The sequence below is a fragment of the Oceanobacillus sp. CAU 1775 genome (genome assembly GCF_054482815.1).
In genome coordinates, this window is the sequence record NZ_JBTLRO010000001.1 from 117,283 (window position 1) to 135,209 (window position 17,927).

Consider the following 17,927-nt stretch of genomic DNA (forward strand, 5'->3'; position numbering starts at 1 on the left):
TATATTAAACGACCAAGCCAATCCAAAGAAGGAGAATACTCACATATGTATAGATATACCAGAGTAATATACTCGGAAGACACGTCTGAATTAGAAGCAAAAATGAACACTATCATAGCCGACGAAGATGAAAACGGTGCTAGATTAGTAGACATCAAATTTCAATCTGTGCTTAGAGGCGGCGCGCTTGCTCCATTATCAAATACTGTAATTCTTATTTTTGAGGAAACAGAATAGGCTCGCGCGACGAAACTTGCTCCATTCCCATACACAGCAGAAAATTAAAATAGCCCTATCTCTTCGTTTAGCATCCAAAGAGATAGGGCTATATTCAGTTTTAATTTAACGAATTTCAATATAATGCTTCATAGTCCTCGGCGGAATGAAGTTCAGAGGCAATGGTCGTAAGGATACTATAATCTCAGTGGGCATTATAGAATCATCCTGGGCTTGTTTGAAGTGTTTGTACATCGCTTTACCTCCAACTGAATTTGCAGAGTGAATGGTAATGCGGTTGGCATATAGCCTGTTCTTCACCATGATTTTAACAAGTTTAAAACCATTCCGGGTGTTACTTAGTAAATCGTGATCCAAGGAAAGGTGTTCAATAGAAAAGTTTCTCAGTAGGTAAATACACTCGTCAATCGTTTCCACCAACTCGTAGCCCTCAGGCGCTGTGCGGTAGTCATCGAGAAAGACACTGATGTGTTCCATTGTTTAATCTCCCTTCCATATAGGGGTAGCAAAAGCTACTACAACTAATCCTATCCTACCATTTTAACATAAAAAGGGAGTAATTGATAGAGCAGCTACATCTAGGTCAATGGTGGCAAGGGATTTCCACTATCGATAGTAAAGTGAATTTAAGTAACAATTGCACAATCATTTTACTTACAATAAACTTTTTCATCATGTTTTTTAAAACAAATCACTAAAATTATCTCAAAAAAATTAAGCCGGAAACATCATGTCTTAACGATGGTTCTGGCTTTTATATGTGGAGCCTTTTCAATTTTTAAGGAAATTTACTTTACTGGATTCTTTGTTTCGACTTCAACAAAGCGTTCCACTTGTTTTTCCATGTTTTCTACAATAACATCATATTCATCTGTTAGGTACATAACAAAAGCTATTCTGCCATTTTTGAACCTTGTTTCAACAGGCGCTCGATTATACTTTTTCGTAAAGTCATCTAATTTTTGTGGATCGTAATCTTCAATCGTATTTAAAACTTTAGTTTTTCTGCTATTTAATTCTTCTAATAGCACTTCTCGCAATCTGTCTGCGAAACCAGGTGATGCTTTTATATCGTTAACCAATTTAGCATTTATTCTTTGCCCGGTTCCGACAAATTCTATAATAACTTTTAACGCACTGAAGTTTAAGTACCTATAATCTTCAATGATTGTTCTTCTCACATTTATATCAAAACCGTTAAATGGTCCAGGTGTTGTAAGTTTCTTAACTCTTTTCTTCGTTGTTGGTTTTTCGGATATCAATCTGGTGTTGCTTCGAAAGATTTGCCACTGGGTTGTGTAGTGTTTCGAATCCCCGTTAATTGTAAAGTCAATATGATCTCCCCCAACTTCTCTGTAAGGTGGTTTTACAATCGTTAATTCAGACTCTAATGGCGGGTTCACGCCAACTCCAGTTTCGGATAATCCAATTTCTCTGCAAAAATAAAATTCATCATTTCTTTTCAAAGAAAATACCATGCCTGTTGTTATTTGTTCAGGACTTATTCTCACCAATTTAAAATCAACTCCTCATATAATTTTCTTGAATTCATGCAGTTATAACACTGTCATTAATTCATTGTTCAAGTTAGTTTATCCAATCCTATCCCCGCCTGCAAGCTATTTCCCTTTTTCTTATTATTTATTTTAAAAAAGTACACAAACTTGTAACTTTATTAGGGTTTTCCCCTATAGTATTTACTATATTATTTTGAAATAATATAGGATAGTTTACTGAAATATATAAGAACCGCGAGAAGGCTTTCGAATTAGAGTTGAGAGCCGAATTTTTATGTGGAATGAGCAGGTATAAATGACTAGTATAATAAGTGAAATAGTAATTTGGTTGGAGGGGCTAAATTGAAATCAAAAAAAAGGTTGAAACTAGCAATAGTAATGATTATATGTGCAATTCTTGTTTCTTTTGCGATAGCCACAACTGACTATTTACGACAGAAAAGCTTCACGATAGAAAATCATGAACGAACGCTCAATCAAACAGCTGACATAGTAGAAAATTCAATCCGATCAGTGGAAAAAGCCTATGCATTATTTGATAAAGAAGCAAGTAGAGTTATGCAATCAAATATGGATTATTTACTAAATCAGTATGATCAACAGCATGATTTTGAAGAATGGGACTTTCATCAACTTCAAGAGATGCTTGGAATGGATATTTATATTATTAATGAAAAAAATGTCATTACTCATAGTAATGTTACCGCTGACATCAATTTAGATTTTGAAGCTTGTTGCCAATCCCTAGCCAAGGTTCTAGATGTTAGAAGAAGCACAGGGGAGTTTTATGAAGATGGAATGGAGATCGAGCAAGAAACAGGTATGATCAAAAAGTATAGCTATATGGCTACGCCAGATAAGAAATATATTATCGAATTGGGATTAAACCTAGAGAATGGTGAGGTTTTTCAAGCCTTTAACTTTCTTGATGTAACAGATGAATTATTAAAAAGTCATCCATCAATAAATGAGATAAATATTCTTCATAATGGTGGACTCGTATTCGGAAAAACTGCAGCAGAGTCGAAACTTTCAAATGAGAGAATGTCAGCTTTGAAGCAATCTATCGAAGAAAATAGCAAGATTGAATTTAGCGGTGAGTGGAAGAGTGAGTTTGCCATTTATCGTTATCTCCCTTATGTTTCCAACTTTGAAACGGGAGTATCGAAGAATAAAGCAATCGAGATTATATATAATGACCGAGAATTGCAGTCGATTTTAAAAGAAAACAGGGAAATCTTTTTCTTCCAATTAATTTCTGTACTTCTTATTATCTCAGTGATTTCTTTCGTTATTCATCAATGGGTTAAAAAACAAGTGTACCTGGCATACCATGATAATTTAACAAAATTAAAAAATAGAACTGCCTTTGAAGAATATATTGAGAATGAATTAGGAAAAAATAAAGATACAATGACAGGAATTATGATGATAGATTTAGATAATTTTAAACTTGTGAATGATTATTTAGGTCATGATAAGGGAGATTACTTATTGTATACAGTTGCTCAAACGATAAAGGAATCAGTGAAAGCAAAAGGAGAAGTTTTCCGCCTAGGTGGCGATGAATTTGTAGCAATTATTCCTTCCACAACAGTGGATGAAATAGAAGAAGTAGCGGAACAAATTATTTATTCATTAGAGAAATCTATTAAACTTCAAAAAGAGTTAACTGGCTTTAATATAACAGCAAGTATAGGAATCTGCTTCTCACCACAACATAGCAGTTATTCAGACACACTATATAAAAAAGCAGACATTGCATTATACCATGCCAAAGAAAAAGGAAAAAACCAATACTGCATATATGACGAAAACCTCCTTCGCCATAACGAGAACATGATTCTATAAAATTGCAACATGGGGACGGTTCTCCTGTTGCACTCGAATGCAACGGGAGAACCGTCCCCATGTTGCAAATAAAATATCTAGGGAATGTGAGTTGGTGTGAGATGTGGAATGACCAGAATTTTAGCGAGGATCAGACGAAAATAATACGGTTAATTTCTGAAGGTGTTGCTTTAGAGGATATATTATATTTTATCCTTCGTAGCTTAAAAAGAAGTTGTCAGACTGTCCCAGTTTATGGGTCCATCTTGTTATTTCGTCATTCCGATAACCAACTTAAACGAGTGATCAGTCAGTCATTACCGAAGGATTATCAAAGGAAACTTGAGCAAGTAGAAGTTGGCCCTTATGAAGGTTCCTGTGGTACTGCTGCGTTTTTCAGAAAAACTGTGATTGTATCAGATATTCTGCATGACCCACTATGGGATAAATACCGTGAAGACGCACTGAACTATGGTTTTAAGGCATGCTGCTCGATACCAATTTTATCAACAAAAAAAGAGCTGTTAGGAACATTTGCTTTATATTATAAAACTACTTTTCTTCCTGATCCAATCTATATGCAAAAAGTAGATAATTATATTCGTCTGGCATCTATCGCAATTGAAATGGCTTATGCAGAGACAAGTAACGTGGGCTATATGTACAAAATCGATGAAAATAAAGAAAATGACCTCTTACGCTCTCAGTTTAGAGAAGCTTTAGAACGCAACGAGTTTGAATTATATTTTCAGCCTTCTTTTGGAATTCAGAATAAAGACATTTGTATGGAGGCATTACTTCGTTGGAACCATCCAAACACAGGATTATTGGCACCAGCTTCATTTCTAGGAGTTTTAGAAAAAACAGGATTTATTTTAGAAATAGAGGAATGGGTATTGAAACATGCGGTTTGTGAAGCAAAAAAGCTAAAAGAAGAAGGTTTACCACATCTCAAGCTAGCAGTTAATATTTCAGCTCAACAATTAGAAGATGAAGATTTCCCTGCTAAGGTGGCAGACATTCTTAAACTACACTCATTTCCCCCAGAGCATTTAACATTAGAAATAACAGAACGTTTCTTAGTAAAACAAGAAAACGTTGCGGCATTGAAGAGTGTAAGGAAAGCTGGAGTTCGTGTTTCAATCGATGACTTTGGAACCTCTTATTCCTCTTTACAATATTTAAAGGATTTGCCTGTAGATGAAATAAAAATTGACCGTTCTTTTATTAGAGAATTAGCCACTAGTGTTGATAATCAAAAAATTGTCGAAATGATTATTGAGCTAGGACATCAATTAGGGTTACTCGTAGTTGCTGAAGGTGTCGAAACTGAAGAACAGTTAGATATATTAAGAAGTATTCAATGTGATCGCTTCCAAGGTTTTTTATTCAGTAAACCTTTGCCACTAAATGAATTTAAAATGAAATATATGGAGGAAATTCAGTTTAATTAATATATTTAGATACCGACAACTATATCTATCATTCGAATCTATATAGAACCACCTACAAAGGAGGAATAACAATGATCACTGTTTTACTTGCTGAAGATCATGCCATCGTTCGTTCAGGTGTGAAGCTTTTAATTAACAATCAACCCGATATGAAGGTGTTAAGTGAAGCAGTAGATGGAGAGGAAGCTGTACAACTGGCGTTAACAACCAAACCAGATATCGTGATTATGGATTTAAATATGCCAAAGTTAAATGGTTTTGAAGCAATGAAAAGGATAAAAGAAGCAAATTGCGCAAATCAAATAATTGTTTTAACGATGCATGAAGATCGAGCATACATATTTAGAGCATTACAAGCAGGTGCATCCAGCTATATATTAAAAAGTCATGAAGAGAATGATTTAATCGAAGCAATTCGCGCGGTTAACCGTGGAGAAGCGTATTTATACCCTGAAGCAACAAAATTTGTACTCGAAGATTATTTAAATAAAGAAAAAGAATTTGTAAAGCTCACAGATAGAGAGGATGAAGTCTTGTCTTATCTAGTGATGGGTTATACAAATCGTGAAGTAGCAGAGCAATTATTCCTATCCGTCAAAACAGTTGAAGCACATCGCTCGAGTATTATGGGGAAGCTGAATTTAAAAACACGTTCAGATTTGGTGAAATATGCTTTAAAACATGGATATTTTGACTTTCATTTGTAGGACGCAATAACCCATAGGGGATGATAGAGATTGAAATTATTTAAACCAATAACGAAGCTGATGAGAAACTTGAATAGTCGATTTAAATTTAGTTTTATCGGCATTATTTTAGGGATTCCTATCGTATTAATGACGTTAGGAGTTACGCTTGATCTAAATGAAGATATCAAAATAATTGAAAACCGTGAGTTAGGTATCCAATACAATATTTTATTAAATGATTTGCTTCAGGAGACCCAGCAACTCCGAGGTCTATCTAGCATTATGTTAGCTAGTGATTCGGAAGAGAGTTTTCAAATAGAAGAAAAACAACAAACGATTTCCAGTCAATTAAATAGGATCAAGCAATATGGGCTAGAAGTCGAAGAAAAACTTCAAACAGCTGCATTATATGAGGAGCTTGAAAAACAATGGGATATTTCCCGAAAAAACGTTGCTAATTTAGAACTACATGAGGCTCTTGTTGCTTATGATCTCTTCATTGAATATATTATCGATTTCAAAAGAAAAATAACGGACCAATCGGGTTTAATCCTTTCTGACAATGAGGTTGCATACTATTTGACCACAAATAATAATCATTTGTTACCTTCACTAACAGAGGATTTGGGGAAAATTCGTTCTGCGAGAGCACTACTAGAAAATGAAAATCGAGAACAATATTTTAACAGAGTTTTATACTTAATAAATAGTGCGAGAGGTTATGTGTCAGAGGTTGAACACGGACATCAAGTGATTGTAGCTACTGACTTTTTACTTGAAAATGACTTTTTGCGAATTAGTGAAAAAGTGTTATCCGAAACAGAAGAGTTTCTTAATTATGTGGAATATCAAATTTCAGAAAACCAAAAGCTCATGTCATTAGAAGAGGATTATTCTTATGTCACCACGACAATCGATAGTATTTTCGCTTTACTTGATTTCGAGATTATGACACTTCAAGATTTTATGAACGAACGGAAACAAGAATTACTTCAAACGAGAGTATTAGTGAATTCGCTAATAGTTATTGGATTTATTTTAACTATTTACTGTTTCATCGGTTTTTACTTATCTATTCGAGAATCCATTGCGGAAGCGAGAACGGAAGGCTTGTCTTTTTTTAATCATTTTATTTTTTCCCAACTTCAAAAAACAGAGAAAAAGTATGTTAAAACGCAAAAACAACTCAATGAAACCGAACAGAAAATGTCAAAGCTAGTTCTTGAAGCACAAGAGGAAGAGAGAAAAGGCGTCGCGAGAGAATTGCATGATAGCATCGGTCAATATTTATATAGTATTTTAATAAATTTAAAGGTTCTTCATCAACAAGAATCAGAAATAAATCAAAAAGTAACGATTGAAAATGTGATGAAAATTACAGAGCAAGCAATGAAAGAAGTAAAAGGGATGGCAAAAGCGCTGCGTCCAGGAATATTAGATGATCTTGGATTAATGCCTGCATTAAAGTCTTATATTGAAGAATTTGAACAAATCTATGGCGGGATAAAAGTAGTATACACATTCTCTGGTGACAAAGAGAGATTAAGTCCAGAACAAGAAACGAATCTTTACAGGATTTGTCAGGAAGCGCTATTTAATACGGCAAAGCATTCAAATGCGAGCCGAATAAATTTACATATAGACGTTAGCAACAGCAACATCTTACTTAAAATAAATGATAATGGGGAGGGATTTTTATTAGAAGATGAGGTAGCGAGTAGTAAACAAGCTGGAATTGGTTTATTTAGTATGAGAGAGCGCGTGGAGTTATTAAGTGGAGAATTTAATATCAACTCGGTGAAGGGCAAAGGTACGAATATAGAGATAGATATACCTAGATTTAATGAGTAATACAAATTCCAAAAGAATGGAAATGGGGAAAACGGATGAAAAAGAGAGTTAGATTTACGAGTATTAGACAGAAGTTGATATTGAGTTTTTTTATCATGGTTATGTTTGTTGTGATCCTAGGTATTTACAATTTTCTGATGACAAAATCTACAAACGAATCTGTTGAAAGTATAGCAAATGAGGATCTCCCTTTAGTTATGGTAACAAATGGTTTAGTGACATCTTTAGGGGATAGAATTGCAGTCGCATATGGTTATGTTTTATTTGGGGAAGAAAGTTATAAGGACAGATTTGAAGAATTTACTGAACAAGGGCTAGAATTTGAAAGGCAGATAAGAGAACTTCATTCGTCGGCAGCATTTGATGATTTAATGAATCGAGTGGTTGAGTGGGGCCAGTTTATTTCAAGCGAAGTTTTTGATGTGTATGACAGTGGCAATGCTACACTCGCTCAACAACGATTACAGCAGTCTGCTGGCGATGTTCAAGCTTTGATGGATGAATATAAAGCGATGGTCGAAGCTAGCCAGAATTCCATCATGCAAAAAGAAAATGAAGTTATCTCTAATGGAAATAACGTTATGTTAATTGGAGTAGCTGTAACCATTTTCGTAGTGATTATTAGTATTGTTATTTCTTTTGTTACTGCAAATATGATTGCAAAACCAATTAAAACTGTTATGGAACGAATGAGATCAATTGCTTCCGGTGATTTAAGTTTAGAACCATTACATACAAAGGCAAATGATGAAACTGGACAGCTTATCTTGGTAACTAATGAGATGAATGAGGGAATGCGTGATTTATTACAAAAAATTCATATCGTTTCGGAAACAGTAAGTACTCAAAGTGAAGAGTTGACTCAATCATCAGGCGAAGTAATGGCGGGTACAGAACAAATTTCTTTAACAATGCAAGATCTTGCAACAGCAGCTGAGTCACAAGCAAATCATTCGACAGAGCTCTCTTCTGCGATGCATTCATTTACATTGATGATTGAAGAAGCCAATCAAAACGGCGATCACATTCATGAATCAACACAGCAGGTACTTGATATGACAACTAAAGGGACAGAGTTGATGGAAGCTTCAACAATTCAGATGGAAAAAATTGATCAGATTGTCCAAGATGTTGTTAAAAAAGTTGATCTATTAGATGAAAACTCTAAAGAAATATCTAAATTAGTTCTCGTTATTCAAGAGATTGCTGACCAAACTAACTTGCTTGCATTGAATGCAGCGATTGAAGCAGCAAGAGCAGGGGAGCATGGGAAAGGATTTGCTGTTGTAGCAGATGAAGTGCGTAAACTAGCAGAACAAGTTTCCGTTTCAGTGACTGATATTACAAATATTGTAGAAAGAAATCATAATGAATCTAGTGCAGTAACTACTTCATTACAATCGGGCTATACAGAGGTACAAGCAGGTTCAAGTAAAATTGCGACTACAGGAGAAACGTTTACTGAAATAAGTAGAGCGGTTTCAGATATGATAGAACGAGTAAATAAAGTAACCCAGAATTTAAACGATATAACAGCTAATAGTCAAGAGATGAACGTATCAATTGAAGAAGTAGCCGCCATCTCAGAAGAAGCGGCAGCAGGAGTAGAAGAAACCTCAGCGAATTCTGAGCAATCAAACGCAGCAATGGAAGAAGTAACGGCAAGTACAGCTGATTTAGCGAAGCTAGCAGAAAAACTAAATGACCTATTGAATCAATTTAAACTATAATATTAATCGAATATGATTGCGGGAAGGGATTATAATTTATCGCCATTCGAAGAAGGTGGATAAAATGGTTAAAGTAATAAATTTATTTAGGGAGTTAAGTATGAAAGATGTTGAAGGTTATGAAGAACTTACGCTCAGCCAAAAGAATATTTTTGATAAAACCTATAAAGAACATTTACAATCGATGACCAGAAAAAGACGATTACGTTACACAGAAGACCATATCGTTTCCGTAGAAGGCGACCTCAAAATAGTAAAAGTCAACTTCGACACCGACGAATGGTACATCTACCTCCAAGACAACAAATGGATTAAAATATCATGAAACATGGGGACGGTTCTCCCGTTGCATTCGACTGCAACACGAGAACCGTCCCCATGTTTCACTCATGTTGCAATCCTTTTTTGGGAAGGTATAATATATTTATAGTTGTATAGACGACTGGGTGAATAGTTGGGGTAGGGTGAGATTGATGGAGAAGAAGCTTAATGGGATAGAGAAGGGTAAGAAACCGTTGTATATCACGGTGTATGATAATCTTTATAAATTAATTACGGATGGTACTTTTCAGGTGGATAGTAAGTTGCCAACGGAAACGGAGCTTGCGAAGGAACTTGGTGTGAGCAGGATGACGTTGAGACAAGCTATTTCTCTTTTGCAAGATGATGGTTTGGTTCGAAGTGTGCATGGAAAAGGGAATTTTATTACAAGACCGAAACCTAAAAGTAATGAAGTAGGCTTAGAAAAGATCGGAAATCCAATTTATAAAATTCATACTGAAAAAATTGATGGTGTCGAATTAGACTTTAGGTTAGATCTAATAAGCGATTATACTCAAGAAGTTTTAAAAAGAAAGGCCGCGGCGGTTGTGGCTTGTGAGCGTTGGTATAAAAGTGCCGGAAGAGTTGTCGCTTATGCTTTTACTTTTATGGCAATTGAAACGGTTTCTGAAATGAACATCGACTTACAGGATGAGCAACAGCTTTTAGAAATGCTAGAAAAAGAAGTGTATAACCTAGCAAATGCATCAACTCTAGAAATCAAGCGTTCCACGTCAGTCAACTCCTCGTCACAAAAACATGAAATTGTCGGTGGCGAAAATTGTGATTTGATTTTAGAAAGTGTATATATAAATGAAAAGTATCCTGTTGTCTACAATAAATATTATATACCAGAAGAATTCAGCCAGATTAGAATACATGCATCGAGATAATCTTGGTGCAACTTTTCAATTACATATAAAAGGCAGTGTTATTCCATAGGGAAAGCACTGTCTTTTATTATTTACATAAGCGAATATCCAGTATACGAGTATAAGAAAAAATATATTGCTAAAGCTAAAACTGTGTAGTATTATTGAAGTATAAAAATTAGACAACTTATTATACAACGTACTACTATGTATAATTGGTGATTTTTATTCAGAGATTGAAAGCGTAAACAGTTTACGCAAATACCCTTTAAAAAATTTAATATAAGAGGAGAAATAACAAATGAGTACAAATAAACATTTAGAAACGCCACATATTAAACCAAACGGAGTTGAGATTGCTGAAACGATTCTACTACCAGGTGATCCACTGCGCGCGAAGTTTATTGCAGAAACCTATTTAGAGGATGTTGTTCAATTTAACGAAGTTAGAGGAATGCTCGGATATACGGGGACATTTAACGGGAAAAAGATTTCCGTAATGGGTACTGGTATGGGCGGCCCAAGCATGGGAATTTACTCATGGGAGCTCATTAATATCTTTGGTGTGAAAAATTTAATTCGCGTTGGCTCTGCAGGCTCTATTCAAGATGATTTAAATTTATATGACATTGTTTTTGCAATGGGATCATCTACGGATTCAAATTATGGCCACCAGTTCAATTTACCAGGCGATTATTCTATAACAGCTTCATTTGATCTTTTAGAAAAAGCGAAAAAAGTAGCTGACGAGAAGAATCAAGCGGTTCGTGTTGGAAATGTTTTATCTAGTGATATTTTCTATAACGCAGATCCTACTGCAATCCAGAAGTGGGCAGATATGGGAATCTTATGTGCAGAAATGGAATCTTCCGCGCTTTATCTAAATGCTGCTCAGGCAGGGGTAAATGCACTTTGTATTCTTACGATAAGTGATCATATTTTCAAAAATGAACAAACAACTCAAGAAGAAAGACAAACAGCTTTCACAAAAATGATGGAGATTGCTTTAGAACTAGCTTAGGCTGTTTTAACTCAGGAAGGAAGTATTTTTAATGGCAGCAACAACAGGAAATTTACAAGATGATCAGCAACGTTCTATAAGAAAAGCAGTTCCAATTATATTGTTCTTTTTTGTATTTGCTTTAGTGATCGATAACTCGTTCAAGCTGATTTCTGTTGAGATGGCAAACGATTTAGGAATATCTGCAACAACGGTAAGCTGGCAGGCAACGCTAGCTGGTTTAATTATCGGTATTGGCGCTGTCGTCTACGCGTCTCTAGCTGATACAATTAGCATTCGCACGCTCTTAAGTGTCGGGATTATATTTATTGTTATCGGGTCATTAATGGGGTATCTTTTTCAGGATTCATTTCCTTTAATTATCGTTTCAAGAATAATTCAAACCGCTGGATTGGCTGCAGCTGAAACACTATATGTAATTTTTGTTACCAAGCATCTTCCGAAAAATGAACAAAGGAAGTTTCTAGGATTTAGTACGAGTAGTTACTCATTATCCATGATTGTTGGTTCACTAACTGGTGGATACATTTCTACCTATTTACATTGGACAACTTTATTCCTAATTCCTTTATTATCGTTATTGATTCTACCTTTTATTCTAAAATATCTACCAAAAGAAGCAGCAAGAAAAAGCTCGGTCGATGTTGTTGGTCTATTCCTCATCGGGGTAATCGCAACGTCAATCATGCTATACTTCACAAATTTCAGCTGGTATAGTATTGCGCTTCTATTCGTTGGAGTTGTATTATTTATTCTTTATATAAGTAAGAACGATAATGCAATTATTGGAGTATCTTTCTTCAAAAATAAAAGATTTATATCTGTACTTGGTGCAGCCTTCGTCATCTACACGGTACAGCTTGGGTATATTTTCATGTTCCCATTCTTGCTACAAGAAATTTACGGGTTAGAGCTTGATCTGATTTCTTGGCTCTTAATTCCAGGGTATATTGCAGCAGTAATTATAGGAGCATTATCCGGAAAAGTTGCACAAAAGTTGAGTAACAAACAAACGATTATGGTAGCAATGTTAGCTATTGCTGGAAGTCTATTATTCCCAGCATTCTTTGTACAAAGCTCACCGATTGTGTTCGTAATCTCGATGATTGTCTTCGCAGGGGCGTTTGCCCTCATGTATGCACCGATGTTAGATTCTTGCGTAAGCACGATTCCAACAGAAAAATCAGGAACCGCAGTAGGCTTCTATAACCTAGTACTAAATATAGCAGCCTCCATTGGAATAGCATACACAGCATCCATGATCGACGCACTCGCCTTTAGCACCGTACTAATCGTACTCGCAATCGTCGCAGTCGCAGCCCTAGCAATATACTGGCTCCTCGTCGGCCGCCTAGTAAAATAATGATTGATGAAACATGGGGACGGTTCTCCTGTTGCACTCGAATGCAACAGGAGAACCGTCCCCATGTTGCAGTGGAGCGCCCCTGTTCAATTTAATTTTCATATGATATGGTTTAGGGAGATTGTAATCTTTTAAAATAAACTGTTATCAATAGGAGGCTTTCCCTATTTTAAATGACTCGATTTATAAAGAAATTGATGCGCTGGAACAAGAAATAATGATAAAAAAGAAAGAGCTTGCTGCGTTAAGGAAGTCTGTTCCTGAACAACAGGTTGAAAATTATCAATTTGTGACTTCAGAGGGAGAGAAAATTCATTTACTCGATTTATTCAATGACAAGAATGAACTTATTATTATTCATAATATGGGAAAAAGCTGTTCTTACTGCACCATGTGGGCGGATGGCTTTAATGGTGTCTACAATCATCTAAAGGAAAAAGCTAGTTTTGTCCTTTCTTCCCCTGATAGCCCTGACGAACAAGCTTCATTTGCAGCATCACGGGCTTGGCGTTTTCCTGTCGTTTCAACTGCAGGAACTACCTTTAAAGAGGACTTTGGCTTTCAAAAAAATGGCGATTCTTACCCTGGGGTCTCGACCTTCAGAAAAGATGAGCAAGGAAACATCTTCCATCACGCGAAAGCGGCACTTGGTCCAGGAGATGACTATAATGTCACCTGGCATTTATTCGACCTTTTACCATCGGGTTCAGAGGACTTCCATCCAAAAGCTAGGTACGACTCACAATCTCCTTTTCATTTAACGAATAATGTTGCTATTCAGGTGGATAACTACGAGAAAGCACTCGATTTTTACAAAAACACATTAGGAATGAAGCTTGAGCAACCCTTTGAAAATGAAGCGAAGTTCTCAATCGATGGGCAAAACTTTTATATTGAAAACGCAAAAGGTAACAATGTTTTCTTCGAATTTGCAGTCAAAAATTTTGAACTCAAAAAAGAAAAGCTCATCAAGGCCGGATGTAAAGTCACGCAAGAATACAATAAAAAAAGTGTCATGATTGCAGACCCGTTTGGATTAAAGTTTCATCTCTATGAGTTATGACAACTATGAAAAGAGGGGCAATATGTTAGTTAGAGACTTTATGATAATGAAAGTATTCACAATTAACCCAACAAGTACGGTTAGAGAACTATTAGAAATGCTACACACGAACCGAATTGGTGGTGTGCCGGTTGTCGATGAGCAGGGAAATTTAATTGGAATGATTTCAGATGGAGACGTTTTACGATATCTTTCTCCAAAGCCAGTTGGATTTGCTGGTCTTGTATATATCATCGAGGATGGCGAAATGGAAGATGTGCTTCGGGAAAAACTTCAAACCGAAGTGAAGGAAATCATGACAAAAAGAAATATTACCTATGTTTCACCTGATGATGATTTTGAAACAGCGATACGCGTTTTATCAAAGCATCATTTTAAAAAACTCCCAGTAGTAAATGGGGCGGGTAGAGTTGTTGGTGTACTGAGCCGTGGCGATATCATTCATACGATTGCTGCTAAAATGCTAGAAAAATAAAAACGAATCGCGAGCACTGAAGCTTGCGATTCGTTTTTTTGATTTTTAATATTTTTCCTGTGCTGTTTGTCTTGAAACAGCTGGAGATATTTCTTTTACATCGCTCTTTTTCTTAACAAAGAATGAAAGAACTACATTCAGAACTGAAATTCCTGCGATAAAGTAGAATGCAAATTTAATCCCGGCTGCTAAGACTTCAGGTTCTGTTGCAGTTGGAATTGCAGCCATATGACTTGCTTGCCCACTTGTAAATAGTGTAATCGCAATCGCTGTACCTGCTGCACCAGCAACTTGATTCAATGTATTCATTGCTGCTGAACCATCCCCATAAAGCTCACGTGGAAGCTGATTCAATGCATTTGTCTGAGAAGGCATTGTGACCATCGTTAATCCAAAGAATAAAACCATGAACGCTAGCGTAATTTGCCACACAGGCGTCGTTGCAGAAACAAATACTACGAACATGATATTTCCGATTAATACGATGATTGATCCGAAGATAACAAACATACGAGGGCCAAAGCGATCAAATAATGCCCCAACGATAGGTGACAAGATTACGTTAACCGCATTACCAGGTAATAATAACATTCCCGCTACTGCTGCGCTGACTAGTAAAGCACCTTTTAAATATAATGGTAAAAGAATACCGGTTGATAGGATAACTAGAATACTTAAAAACATCATTGCCGTTCCTAATGTAAACATCGGATATTTAAATACACGTAAGTTTACCATTGGTTGTTCCATTTTCATTTGACGGTTTCCGAATAATAGAAGAGAAACCACTCCGATAAATAATGGGATTAAAACTCTAAGAGATGTAAGAGATGCTCCTGCCATATTACTTAGGGCAAATATAATTCCGCCGAAACCTAGTGTTGACATTACAATAGATGGAACGTCGATTTTTGGTTTTGTAATTTCAGTTACGTTGACAATTTTCATTACTGCAAAAGTAGTTAAAACTACATAGAATATTGCACTGAACCAGAAAATATATGGCCAGCTTAACGTACTAATGATAACGCCGGAAAGTGTCGGTCCTAATGCTGGACCTAGTGTAATAACAAGTCCCATAATTCCTAACACAATCCCTCTTTTATGAACTGGGAAAATAATTAAAAGTACGCTCGTCATGACGGGGATTAGTATCCCTGTTCCAATCGCTTGAACAAGACGACCTACCATTAAGATTGCAAAACTTGGTGATACCGCAGCAAGTAACGCTCCGATTAACGAAATCGATAGACCACCGATAACCAATTGTCTTGTTGTGAACCATTTCATTAATAATGCAGAAATTGGAACTAAAATAGCTAGAACCAATAAGTAACCTGTTGTTAACCATTGTGCAATACCAGCGTTTATTGAGTATTGCTCCATGATGTTTGTTAAGGCCATGTTTAATGCTGTTTCCCCGAAAAGTCCTATAAAGGTACCTGCCATTAAGATAAATGCAACAGTCTTCGGGTTTCTAACGTTTAATTCATTTTTACTCATTCCATAACTCCTTTAAATTAAGAACCAAATCCGATCAGCAGACTTATCCTTGTAATATGTGCATCTATTAATACTGTTATATAACAAAATGAAGTTTGATAAAACAATGTGTTTTGAAGCACGCTACTTACAATATCAAATTTTTTCTTTCTGTGTCAATACAGTTTTCAGAAAACCCAACCCTATGACTTCACAATTTAGACACAATTACCAAAAAGAAAACGTTTCCCTATATAGCGCCATCACAGCATAACCAAAAATAAATTTGCATCTCTAAAAATATTGTGAGCAATGAAACATGGGGACGGTTCTCGTGTTACACTCGAATGCAACAGGAGAACCGTCCCCATGTTTCACTAGGCTATTGACAGGGTCTTGGTTATGTCTTATACTAATAGTATAGTTTGTGAAATGTTTCACAAACTAATAAGTTTCATCGTAATAGTGTTTTCCTTTGGTTTCAATGAGATGACTTCTTATGTTTTTGGGTAAGGTATAGTTGTGCATCTCTAATATAATAATGAAGGGAAGAATCGACATGAAAAGATTTGACGACAAGGTTGTTATTATTACTGGTGGTGGAGCAGGTTTAGGTCAAGCAGCAGCATTACAAATTGCAGCTGAAGGCGGAAAGCTTGTTTTAGTTGACTTGAACAATGAAGGTCTTGAAGAGACGAAGCAATTGATTTTAAAAGATCATCCAGAAGCAGAGGTACTAAATATTACGGCAAACGTTGCAAATGAAGATGAAGTAAAAAATTATGTAGACAAAACAGTAGAAATGTTTGGTAAAATTGATGGATTCTTTAATAATGCTGGAATCGAAGGGAAACAAAATTTAACTGGTGATTACAGTACAGAAGAATTCCAACGTGTTATTGATATTAACTTAAACGGTGTATTTTACGGAATGAAATATGTTTTACAAGTAATGAAAAAGCAAGGGTATGGCTCAATTTGTAATGCTTCTTCAGTTGGTGGTATCCGTGGAGTTGGAAATCAATCTGGATACTCTGCAAGTAAGCATGGAGTGATTGGTTTAACAAGAAACTCAGGAATCGAATACGGAGAGTTTGGCATTAATATTAACGCGATTTCTCCAGGTGCTATCATGACTGCAATGGTTGAAGGTTCATTAAAGCAAATGGCAGGAGATAACTGGGAAGAAGCAGGAAAAGAATTCGTTAGCGTCAATCCAATGAAACGTTTCGGACAACCAGAGGAAGTTGGCTACCTAGTAGCATTCCTACTATCCGAACACGCACAATTTATTAACGCACAAGTCATCCCAATCGATGGCGGCCAATCTTATAAATATTAAATGAATGAAACATGGGGACGGTTCTCGCGTTGCACTCTAGTGCAACAGGAGAACCGTCCCCATGTTGCATCCAGGTTTATCCTCTGTCATAAGGTCCGTGTAGGGAGATTTTTAATAGTAGTTTAGCCATTTGTTCGGGGGTGTAACAGTAATTGTTACGGATCCACCAAATGATACTTTCGTAATAGGCTCCTGTTGTGAATGATACGACAAAAGGAATTTCGGTTTCCCATACCTGTTCTTTCGAGGACGCATATTTCATCCCTTCGACAATGAAATGCTCAAGCATCTTTTTTACATCTCTAATGAAAAGGGAGTCTGGTTGATGCAGAAGTAAGACTTCATATGCCTTTTTGTTTTCAAAGATATGTTTGAAGAGGCCTACCATGTTTTCAGGTAATTCATTTTCTTTAAATGCATCGATTGGTTTCGGGTCAATGATTGTTAACGATTCATTTAAATCATCTAATATCTCGTCATGCAGCTGCTTTCTCAAGTCGAGGATATCGGAAAAATTATTATAAAAGGTCGGTCTTGTTATATTAGCTTCCTGACATAATTGACGAATGTTTAACTGCGCATGGCCTGCTAGTAGTAGATTGAGGTATGCTTCGTATAGCTTTTTCTTTGATCGTGCTTGTCTTGGATCTACCTCTGTCAAACCACTCACCTCCATTTTT

At 36.1% G+C, this 17,927-nt stretch carries 17 protein-coding genes; 13 read left to right on the plus strand and 4 right to left on the minus strand.

Annotated elements, in window-relative coordinates; translation table 11 throughout:
* Positions 1–45 precede the first annotated feature (45 nt).
* Positions 46–237, plus strand: a complete 192-nt coding sequence (locus tag ACXYMZ_RS00590; RefSeq protein WP_458946403.1) for a hypothetical protein — start codon at positions 46–48, stop codon at positions 235–237.
* A gap of 105 nt (positions 238–342) precedes the next feature.
* Here ACXYMZ_RS00590 and ACXYMZ_RS00595 read toward each other — a convergent pair whose 3' ends face one another.
* On the minus strand, positions 343–714 hold the full coding sequence (locus ACXYMZ_RS00595) for a cyclic-phosphate processing receiver domain-containing protein (RefSeq protein WP_458946404.1): 372 nt from the start codon (positions 712–714) through the stop codon (positions 343–345).
* A 311-nt stretch (positions 715–1,025) separates the two neighbouring features.
* Positions 1,026–1,751, minus strand: coding sequence for a hypothetical protein (locus tag ACXYMZ_RS00600; protein ID WP_458946405.1), 726 nt, complete (start codon positions 1,749–1,751; stop codon positions 1,026–1,028).
* Between the two features lie 345 nt (positions 1,752–2,096).
* Here ACXYMZ_RS00600 and ACXYMZ_RS00605 point away from each other — a divergent pair, with 345 nt between their 5' ends.
* From ACXYMZ_RS00605 to ACXYMZ_RS00655, 11 genes are all read left to right on the plus strand, one after another.
* Entirely contained in the window at positions 2,097–3,605 is a 1,509-nt protein-coding gene (locus ACXYMZ_RS00605; RefSeq protein WP_458946406.1) for a diguanylate cyclase domain-containing protein, read from the plus strand.
* Between the two features lie 59 nt (positions 3,606–3,664).
* Positions 3,665–5,038 carry an EAL domain-containing protein gene (locus ACXYMZ_RS00610; RefSeq protein ID WP_458946407.1) on the plus strand — a complete coding sequence of 458 codons (1,374 nt, stop codon included), beginning with the start codon at positions 3,665–3,667 and terminating at the stop codon, positions 5,036–5,038.
* A 71-nt stretch (positions 5,039–5,109) separates the two neighbouring features.
* Positions 5,110–5,745 (plus strand): response regulator transcription factor, encoded by a 636-nt coding sequence (locus ACXYMZ_RS00615; protein ID WP_458946408.1) that lies wholly within the window; start codon positions 5,110–5,112, stop codon positions 5,743–5,745.
* 30 nt (positions 5,746–5,775) lie between these two features.
* Positions 5,776–7,578, plus strand: coding sequence for a sensor histidine kinase (locus ACXYMZ_RS00620; protein ID WP_458946409.1), 1,803 nt, complete (start codon positions 5,776–5,778; stop codon positions 7,576–7,578).
* Between the two features lie 35 nt (positions 7,579–7,613).
* Positions 7,614–9,308: a methyl-accepting chemotaxis protein gene (locus ACXYMZ_RS00625; RefSeq protein WP_458946410.1), complete on the plus strand. Its 1,695-nt coding sequence runs from the start codon at positions 7,614–7,616 to the stop codon at positions 9,306–9,308.
* Positions 9,309–9,372: 64 nt separating this feature from the next.
* On the plus strand, positions 9,373–9,633 hold the full coding sequence (locus tag ACXYMZ_RS00630) for a hypothetical protein (RefSeq protein WP_458946411.1): 261 nt from the start codon (positions 9,373–9,375) through the stop codon (positions 9,631–9,633).
* Between the two features lie 148 nt (positions 9,634–9,781).
* A complete protein-coding gene (locus ACXYMZ_RS00635; protein WP_458946412.1) occupies positions 9,782–10,522 on the plus strand; it encodes a GntR family transcriptional regulator in 741 nt (246 codons plus the stop codon).
* A 280-nt stretch (positions 10,523–10,802) separates the two neighbouring features.
* The gene (gene deoD, locus ACXYMZ_RS00640) at positions 10,803–11,522 is read left to right on the plus strand and encodes a purine-nucleoside phosphorylase (RefSeq protein WP_458946413.1); all 720 of its coding nucleotides are present in this window, start codon (positions 10,803–10,805) and stop codon (positions 11,520–11,522) included.
* 31 nt (positions 11,523–11,553) lie between these two features.
* Positions 11,554–12,885, plus strand: coding sequence for an MFS transporter (locus ACXYMZ_RS00645; protein WP_458946414.1), 1,332 nt, complete (start codon positions 11,554–11,556; stop codon positions 12,883–12,885).
* 202 nt (positions 12,886–13,087) lie between these two features.
* Positions 13,088–13,948: a DUF899 family protein gene (locus ACXYMZ_RS00650; protein ID WP_458946899.1), complete on the plus strand. Its 861-nt coding sequence runs from the start codon at positions 13,088–13,090 to the stop codon at positions 13,946–13,948.
* 22 nt (positions 13,949–13,970) lie between these two features.
* Positions 13,971–14,423, plus strand: a complete 453-nt coding sequence (locus tag ACXYMZ_RS00655; protein ID WP_458946415.1) for a CBS domain-containing protein — start codon at positions 13,971–13,973, stop codon at positions 14,421–14,423.
* 45 nt (positions 14,424–14,468) lie between these two features.
* On the opposite strand, the gene ACXYMZ_RS00660 is transcribed toward ACXYMZ_RS00655, so the two are convergent.
* Positions 14,469–15,926 (minus strand): DHA2 family efflux MFS transporter permease subunit, encoded by a 1,458-nt coding sequence (locus ACXYMZ_RS00660; protein WP_458946416.1) that lies wholly within the window; start codon positions 15,924–15,926, stop codon positions 14,469–14,471.
* Positions 15,927–16,464: 538 nt separating this feature from the next.
* Here ACXYMZ_RS00660 and ACXYMZ_RS00665 point away from each other — a divergent pair.
* Entirely contained in the window at positions 16,465–17,247 is a 783-nt protein-coding gene (locus ACXYMZ_RS00665; protein WP_458946417.1) for an SDR family oxidoreductase, read from the plus strand.
* Between the two features lie 76 nt (positions 17,248–17,323).
* On the opposite strand, the gene ACXYMZ_RS00670 is transcribed toward ACXYMZ_RS00665, so the two are convergent.
* On the minus strand, positions 17,324–17,908 hold the full coding sequence (locus ACXYMZ_RS00670; protein WP_458946418.1) for a TetR/AcrR family transcriptional regulator: 585 nt from the start codon (positions 17,906–17,908) through the stop codon (positions 17,324–17,326).
* Positions 17,909–17,927 lie beyond the last annotated feature (19 nt).

Excerpts from the sequence above, each read along its gene's own strand:
- ACXYMZ_RS00590 (WP_458946403.1), top strand. The coding sequence starts at position 46 with ATGTATAGATATACCAGAGTAATATACTCGGAAGACACGTCTGAATTA.
- ACXYMZ_RS00595 (WP_458946404.1), bottom strand. The coding sequence starts at position 714 with ATGGAACACATCAGTGTCTTTCTCGATGACTACCGCACAGCGCCTGAG.
- ACXYMZ_RS00610 (WP_458946407.1), top strand. The coding sequence starts at position 3,665 with ATGTTGCAAATAAAATATCTAGGGAATGTGAGTTGGTGTGAGATGTGG.
- ACXYMZ_RS00615 (WP_458946408.1), top strand. The coding sequence starts at position 5,110 with ATGATCACTGTTTTACTTGCTGAAGATCATGCCATCGTTCGTTCAGGT.
- ACXYMZ_RS00625 (WP_458946410.1), top strand. The coding sequence starts at position 7,614 with ATGAAAAAGAGAGTTAGATTTACGAGTATTAGACAGAAGTTGATATTG.
- ACXYMZ_RS00630 (WP_458946411.1), top strand. The coding sequence starts at position 9,373 with ATGGTTAAAGTAATAAATTTATTTAGGGAGTTAAGTATGAAAGATGTT.
- ACXYMZ_RS00635 (WP_458946412.1), top strand. The coding sequence starts at position 9,782 with ATGGAGAAGAAGCTTAATGGGATAGAGAAGGGTAAGAAACCGTTGTAT.
- deoD (WP_458946413.1), top strand. The coding sequence starts at position 10,803 with ATGAGTACAAATAAACATTTAGAAACGCCACATATTAAACCAAACGGA.
- ACXYMZ_RS00645 (WP_458946414.1), top strand. The coding sequence starts at position 11,554 with ATGGCAGCAACAACAGGAAATTTACAAGATGATCAGCAACGTTCTATA.
- ACXYMZ_RS00655 (WP_458946415.1), top strand. The coding sequence starts at position 13,971 with ATGTTAGTTAGAGACTTTATGATAATGAAAGTATTCACAATTAACCCA.
- ACXYMZ_RS00660 (WP_458946416.1), bottom strand. The coding sequence starts at position 15,926 with ATGAGTAAAAATGAATTAAACGTTAGAAACCCGAAGACTGTTGCATTT.
- ACXYMZ_RS00665 (WP_458946417.1), top strand. The coding sequence starts at position 16,465 with ATGAAAAGATTTGACGACAAGGTTGTTATTATTACTGGTGGTGGAGCA.